We start from the raw sequence: 543 nt of genomic DNA on the forward strand, positions 1-543 counted from the left end.
CCCGAATACTGTCATTTACAAAGCGTGAGAACTTAGCCATCGCTGGGCGGACTGGCGCGGAAACCAAAAGTATTACGGGGTTTCCAAGCATTTCTTGTCGCTGCGTTACATCTGCTAGTGAACGCTGCAAGTTCTCCACAATACCGGGCTCCAAGACCATTCCGAGATCATCGGCACCGCCGGTTTTCTGTGCTTGCTGTACAGACTTAAGCAATAGCTGTTCCAATTCAGGCTCGAGTGTAATAACAGGAATTTCCGCCTCACCTTCAATCAGGGTTTGCACGATCATCCGCTTCAAGCCTTGCCGACAAGCTTCGGTCAACACTTCTGGCTCTGCGCCTTTGGGTGCGCGACTAATCAGAGCCTCAGCAATAGAACGCATGTCTTTAATTGGCACATCTTCTTGCAATAGATTCTGAAGTACTTTTAATAGAAAGGAGACACTTAAAGTGGTTGGCACTAATTCTTCAGCAAGTTTTGGCGCCTGCTTCGTCAACTGATCAATCCATTGCTGAACCTCTTCGTGACCCAATAGCTCATAAG

1 protein-coding gene is annotated in these 543 nt (G+C 47.9%); it reads right to left on the reverse strand.

Features of this window, described 5'->3' with window-relative positions; translation table 11 throughout:
* Positions 1-543, reverse strand: a 543-nt coding sequence (locus A3762_RS06255) for an FHIPEP family type III secretion protein (protein WP_197469075.1), incomplete at both ends; no start/stop codon positions are given.

This window comes from Oleiphilus sp. HI0125, assembly GCF_001635355.1.